Source organism: Enterococcus sp. BWR-S5 (genome assembly GCF_016745255.1).
Classification (GTDB): domain Bacteria; phylum Bacillota; class Bacilli; order Lactobacillales; family Enterococcaceae; genus Enterococcus_L.
The window spans coordinates 156,797-163,214 of the sequence record NZ_JADOEQ010000011.1 but is presented as its reverse complement, the minus strand read 5'-3'; the positions used below and the strand labels follow the sequence as shown (position 1 = coordinate 163,214).

The 6,418-nt window shown below is 42.8% G+C and carries 4 protein-coding genes and 1 pseudogene; all 5 read left to right on the top strand.

What is annotated here, in order from left to right:
• The coding region (locus IW510_RS13610) for a YfhO family protein (protein WP_202060539.1) at window positions 1-2,665 on the top strand (2,665 nt) is incomplete at its 5' end.
• A gap of 208 nt (window positions 2,666-2,873) precedes the next feature.
• Entirely contained in the window at window positions 2,874-3,215 is a 342-nt protein-coding gene (locus IW510_RS13605; RefSeq protein ID WP_202060538.1) for a PTS lactose/cellobiose transporter subunit IIA, read from the top strand.
• Entirely contained in the window at window positions 3,208-4,605 is a 1,398-nt protein-coding gene (locus IW510_RS13600; protein ID WP_202060537.1) for a glycoside hydrolase family 1 protein, read from the top strand. The genes IW510_RS13605 and IW510_RS13600 overlap by 8 nt, the downstream gene beginning before the upstream one ends.
• A 113-nt stretch (window positions 4,606-4,718) precedes the next feature.
• A complete protein-coding gene (locus tag IW510_RS13595; RefSeq protein ID WP_202060535.1) occupies window positions 4,719-5,009 on the top strand; it encodes a PTS sugar transporter subunit IIB in 291 nt (96 codons plus the stop codon).
• A gap of 4 nt (window positions 5,010-5,013) precedes the next feature.
• Window positions 5,014-6,350, top strand: a pseudogene (locus IW510_RS13590) (PTS sugar transporter subunit IIC).
• The last annotated feature ends 68 nt before the right edge of the window (window positions 6,351-6,418 follow it).

The window sequence follows — 6,418 nt, the reverse complement described above, 5'->3', positions numbered from 1 at the left end:
GTTTGACAACAGTCAAATTCCCGATGCTCTTTATTTTTTGACCTTATTGAAATTCGGTTGTTCCGGACTGGCCTTTTCGGTATTCAGTCTGGGCACCTTCAAACTGCCCCGCTGGGGCTATCCGGCGCTGAGTATTTCCTATGCGCTGATGAGCTTTGCCTTAGCGTTTTCTGAAATGATTATGTGGCTGGATGCCTTTGTCTACCTGCCGCTGGTCATCTTGGGGATTCATCGGGTGCTGGAGCAACGGAAACCGCTGGTGCTGTTTGTCAGCTATTTTCTGTTATTTGTCACCAACTTTTACATGGCCTTTATTGTCGGCTTCTTCTCCTTTTTGTATTTCCTGACGCGTCTGGTGATTGATAGCGGTGACTGGAAACGCAAGGCGGGGGATTATCTGGGAACCTCCCTCTTGGCAGGGGGCGCTTCGATGCCGGTGATTCTGCCCACCATTCTGGATTTGAGAAACAACGGGGAAGCCCTGAGTGCGATTACGTCTTTGAAAACAGAAGACACCGGGGTGTTGGATTTGTTTGTGAAAAACTTTGTGGGGGTCTATGATACAACTCAGTTCGGCTCCACGCCGTTTGTCTTTATCGGGCTGTGGTCTTTGATTCTCTGTGTGTATTATTACACAGTCAAAGAGATTCCCTTAAAGGAAAAGCTGGCGTACAGCGCCTTGGGCGCCTTTGTGATTTTCAGCTTTTACTTTGAACCGCTGAACCTGTTCTGGCAGGGGCTTCATGCGCCGAATATGTTTCTGTTCCGCTACAGCTTTGTGCTGTCATTTCTAGTGATTCTGTTGGCAGGCTACGGCTGGGAGCACTTGTCAAAGGCCTCCTTTGGTCGGATGAGCAATCTGGTACTGGGCTTGGTGTTCCTTTTTGTCGGCGTGCGGGTCTATGTCTCCTTTGGCGATACCTACCGCTACATTACCGTCTTCTCTTTTATCATGACCTTGGTCTTTCTCTTCCTGTACCTGTTGTTCCTACGGGTCTTTTTGAAAAAGAAGACACTGGGCAAGCTGTGGGTGGTACTGTTTCTCTGCCTGATTAGTGCCGAGGCCGGCGTGAACACCTATGTGATTTTCCAAGGCATCAAAAAAGAATGGGTGTATCCGGCACGGAATCGTTACCTGTACCACTATGACGATATCAGTGGGCTGGTGGCACAGACCAAAGAGGACAATGAGTCCTTCTATCGCATGGAAACGATGCATATGTTAACGAAGAACGACAGCTTGAATTATGGGTATAGCGGGGTGGGGATGTTCTCCTCGATTCGAAACCGAAATTCCCTGTCTTACCTGCATGAGCTGGGGTATCGTTCCTGGGGAACGAATCTGCAGAATGATTACCGCAACAACACCATCTTGATGGATATGATTTCAGGGATTAAGTACAATCTTTCTCAGGAAGAAATTAATAAATACGGCTTTAAGAAAATCGATGAGTCCGGGGACTATGCCCTGTATGAAAACCAATATGCGATGCCTCTTGGGGTGATGACGGACCGTGATTTGTATGTGGATGGGGCAGGCAAGAATCAGACTTCCTTATTCAATCTTTTGGCGAATCAGAAGAAGAACTACTATACTTTTATTGATCCGGAGCTGGTGGATACAGAGCATGTGACCATCGAAGACGCCGATCAGATGGTCACCTATGTCAAAACGGATAAGAAGGAAAAGGAGCCGATGCGTCTGACGTGGAAAGCCACGATTCCGAAGAACAAGCAGGCGTACTTCAGCCTGTATCCGTTGAACTATGATGACCTGAAGGGGGCCGAGGTGATTTTAACGGTCAATGGCGTAAAACAGCAGACCCGCATTAACATGACCGGTCAATACTACAATTTGGGCTATTATGAGGAAGAGACCGAGGTCGAGTACACGATTGAGCTGTCGGATACTGTTCGGGCCCAGTTCCTGACCCCGGATATCGCGTTGTTGGATTTGACAGAGTTTACCGAATCCGCAGAAGCGATTCTGGACAAAGGCGTGGACTTTGAAGTGAGTGGGCGGAAGGCGAAAGCCACCGTGACTGTTACTAAGGAAGATCCGATTCTGTTTACGACGATTCCTTATGATAGGGGCTGGAAGGTTTATGTGGATGGAAAGAAAGCGGAGATTACGCCATTTAGAGACGCGTTTCTTTCGGTTCAGCTGGAAGAGGGCACTCATGAAATAGAGTTCGTATTCTTGCCTCAAGGACTGCTTTTAGGTAGTGGTATCTCCGGTATCAGTCTACTTGTTTTCGGCGGATATCTCTTTGTCTTGAAGAGACGTAAGAATGATCCGTTCTATCAAACGACAAGGGGAAGCGGCGGCAACGCACCAAAACCTCCACAACCGTCAAAAGCATTTGCGACAGAAGCAGAAACTGCATCTGAAACACCACAAGTAGTTGAGGAAGCAGGAGAAGCGGAATCAACCGCTACCGTGGAAGAGAGCGATCATGCACAAGATGAGAGTCTTTCGGAAGAGCCTTCGTCTACAGCCGATACACAAGAAGACACAGAAGCTTCGACTGATACGGATGAGTCATTAATGAGCAGCTTTACCTTCAGTGACCAACAAGAGGGCTTTGGTTTTGCACTTCATACCGAGACAGAGACTGAGGTAGAAAATATACTGGAGATTTCTGAAGAAGAAACTCACGAATAATTTTGTTTTGGTTATCATTTAAAGCATTCATTCACAGCTTACTATTGTTGTGAATGAATGCTTTTTTTGCAGCTTCAATAGTTACCACATTCAAAGTGGTAAATACTGAATTTAGCTTGTAGTTTCCACATTGGATGTGGAAAAGAAAAATTTTAAGTTGGATTGAAAACGTTTTATAGTAAGTATAGAAGAACAAGGAGGTTATGCTATGCTGGAGGAAAATCAATTTAGTACAGAATTAGATTCCATGGCGATTATTTTGCATGCGGGAAATGCTAAAAGCAGTGCATACGAAGCACTGATTGAAGTAAAGAAAATGAACAATAAATTATTTGATGAAAAATTTGCAGAAGCAAAAGAGGAAATAAAGCTGGCACATAAGGCACATGCAGAGCTGTTACGAAAACTATCATCAGAGGAAAAAATGAAAGAGGTAGACTTGCTGCTGGTCCATGCTGAGGGGCATCTCTCTTCAACAGATATTGCTGTAGATATGATTGGTGAGCTAGGTGAATTGTATAAATGGAAGGAGACCATTGTTAATGGATAAAAATTTCTTGTGGGGCGGCGCAACAGCTTCTTATCAATGTGAAGGAGCTTGGAATGTAGACGATAAGGCAGAGTCAATGTGGGATCATTATCTTCATGAAGCAAACTTGGAAAATGGCGATGTTGCCAGTGACCATTACCATCGTTATGAAGAGGATATCCGGATGATGAAGGAAGGCGGTCAGAATTCCTATCGGTTTTCATTGGCTTGGCCAAGAATTATTAAGAATCAGGCCGGAGACATCAATGAAAAAGGGCTTGAGTTTTATCATAAGGTGTTGGATGCTTGTCATAAATATGGTATTGAGCCCTTTGTTACACTCTATCATTGGGATTTACCGCAATATTGGGAGGAGACTGGCGGCTGGTTAAATCATGAGGTCTGCTCAGCCTTTGAACACTATGCAAAGGTTTGTTATGAAAGCTTTGGCGATAAGATTGTAAACTGGACGACTTTCAATGAACCAAAATGGTTTGTCGTCAATGGCTATAAAATCGGCAATTATCCACCGGGGTATCAAGATACACAGAAAACGATGATTGCTGCGTATAATGTTATGTATGCTAGTGCTTTGGGGGTAAAAGCTTTTAGAGAAGGAAACCACAAAGGAAAAATTGGTATCGTTCACAGCTATACGCCGGTTAATGGAGTAGATGATACGATTGAAACAAAAATTGCAATGCGTTACGCTGACAACTATTGTAATAATTGGATTTTAGATACGGCTGCTTTGGGTGAGTTTCCGATTGATTTGGTTGCTGAATTAGCGAAAAAGCATGATATCAGCTTTATGAAAGCAGATGAATTGAAGGTCATTAAAGAAAATACCGTCGATTTCATTGGTCTGAATTATTACTCAAGAACACTGGTAAAACCATATACAGAAGGAGAAACACAGCTGTCCTTTAATCACAGCGGGAAAAAAGGTGAGAGCAAGGTATTGATTAAAAACTGGTTTGAACAAGTCAAAGACCCAAACAATGAAACAACGGAATGGGACACGGAAATCTATCCAAAAGGATTGGAAGATGGACTGATTGAAGCCTATCAGCGTTACCAAAGACCATTGTATGTAACGGAAAATGGAATCGGTGTTCGTGAAGATGTCACCGTGAATCAAGTAAATGATGATTACCGAATTGCCTTTATGAACGATCATATCAACGCAATCATGAATGCGATGGATGCTGGCTGTGATATACGCGGCTACTATGCGTGGGCACCGTTTGATCTTTATTCTTGGAAAAATGGTGTGGAGAAACGTTATGGTATTGTTGCTGTAGATTTTGACAAAGAGCAAATCAGGAAACCCAAAGCTTCTTACTATTGGTTTAAGGAAATTATCGAAAGTCAGGGAGCACTGATTAAGCGTCGTCCGTTCAACTCATAATTTGCTAAGCGAATTGTACGCAGAAATAGATAAAGCTGTTGGAGGGGCTGCCGCTTCTCCACCATCCTGTAAGTAACCAGTTCTTATTCAATGAGAGAAGGAGTCGGAAGAAAATGAAAAAAATTATGTTAGTGTGTAATGCAGGAATGTCTACAGGGATCCTTGCAAAGAAAATAGAAGCAGCTTCAGAAAATACGGTGAAGGTTAGCGCTTATAGCGAGTCTGAATACAAAGACTATCTTTCAGATGTTGATTTGGTCTTAATTGGTCCGCAAATTCGTTTTCTACTGCCGCAGATTGAAGAGGCAGTCAGTGTACCGGTACAGGCTATTTCGCCTGTTAAATATGGCATGATGGATGGCAAGGGTGTTTATGAAGATATCAAAAGCTTGATAGGAGGGTAAAAAAATGGGGTTTAGTACGTTAAGTGAAAGAATGGATCGTTATATTTCTCCAATCGCCAATAAGCTGAGTCAGCAACGGCACTTAAAAGCAACGAGAGATGCGTTTATGTCAATGCTGCCAATCACATTATTTGGATCAATTCCAATTATTTTAAAGGCAGCACCTGTTACAGAAGACACCACTAACGGATTTATTCTAGCTTGGGCAGATTTTGCGGAAAAAAATAGTATGATTCTGAATTGGATTAGCGGGGTCACATTAAGTGCGATGTCACTGTTCATTTGTGTAGGAATTACTTATTATCTTTGCCGACACTATAAAGAAGATATCTTACGGCCGATGATGTTTGCAATTGCCGGATTTTTGATGCTGGTTTTAGAACCACTGAAAATGGGCTGGGATGGCAAAGAGGTTGAAATCAGTTTTTTGGATGGTCGAGGAATTCTGCTGGCAATCTTTGTAGCAATTGTTACAGTAGAAGGCTATCATTGGATGCGTAAAAAAAATATTGGCCGAATCAAGATGCCGGACAGCGTGCCTGCTTCTTTATCTGAGACTTTCGCGGCGTTGGTACCCGGACTTATTTTACTGACATTTTTCTCAGTGATTTTCATTATCTTCCACTCAATGGAAACAACAGCCGTTCAGTTCTTATATGATATTATGGCTCCAAGCTTTAAAGCTGCTGACAGCCTGCCGTTCACAATTTTGATTATTTTCCTCATTCATCTGTTTTGGTTTTTCGGTATTCACGACGCTGCACTTGCGGGAATTTTAGGACCAATCCGTGATGGTAATCTGTCAATCAATGCGGCAGAGAAAATGGCGGGTTCTGATTTATCACACATCTTTACAACGCCATTCTGGACATATTTCGTTATTATTGGCGGATCTGGTTCTGTTTTGGCCCTGTCACTTTTAATGATGCGTTCTCGTTCGAAACAGTTGAGTACTGTTGGGAAAATCGGTTTTCTACCATCAATTTTCGGTATCTCTGAACCAATCATTTTTGGAACGCCGTTAATGTTGAATCCAATTTTCTTTTTCCCATTCATCTTTACCTCTGTTTTCAATGGTGTAGTGACCTATCTGTGTATGTCATGGGGAATTGTAGGAAAAACCTTTGCTGTCTTTTCTTGGCAGATGCCGGCCCCAATAGGAGCTTTCCTGTCAACAATGGATTGGGAGCAGTTGTATTAGTATTTGTATTGATTGTATTGAATGGCTTAATGTATTACCCATTCCTAAAAGTGTATGAAAAAAATCTGGTTGCTTTAGAGGCTGAATCTGAAGCGAAGGAAGAGACAGCCCCAGCAGGAGAGACCGCTGCAGAAGGGTAAAAATAAAGATAGGAATAAGGTCAGTAAATGAGCTGACCTTGTTCTCTGTTTGTACATAAATCTTATTC

Coding starts and splice junctions, on each gene's coding strand:
- IW510_RS13600 (WP_202060537.1), top strand. CDS start 3,208: ATGGATAAAAATTTCTTGTGGGGCGGCGCAACAGCTTCTTATCAATGT.
- IW510_RS13595 (WP_202060535.1), top strand. CDS start 4,719: ATGAAAAAAATTATGTTAGTGTGTAATGCAGGAATGTCTACAGGGATC.
- IW510_RS13605 (WP_202060538.1), top strand. CDS start 2,874: ATGCTGGAGGAAAATCAATTTAGTACAGAATTAGATTCCATGGCGATT.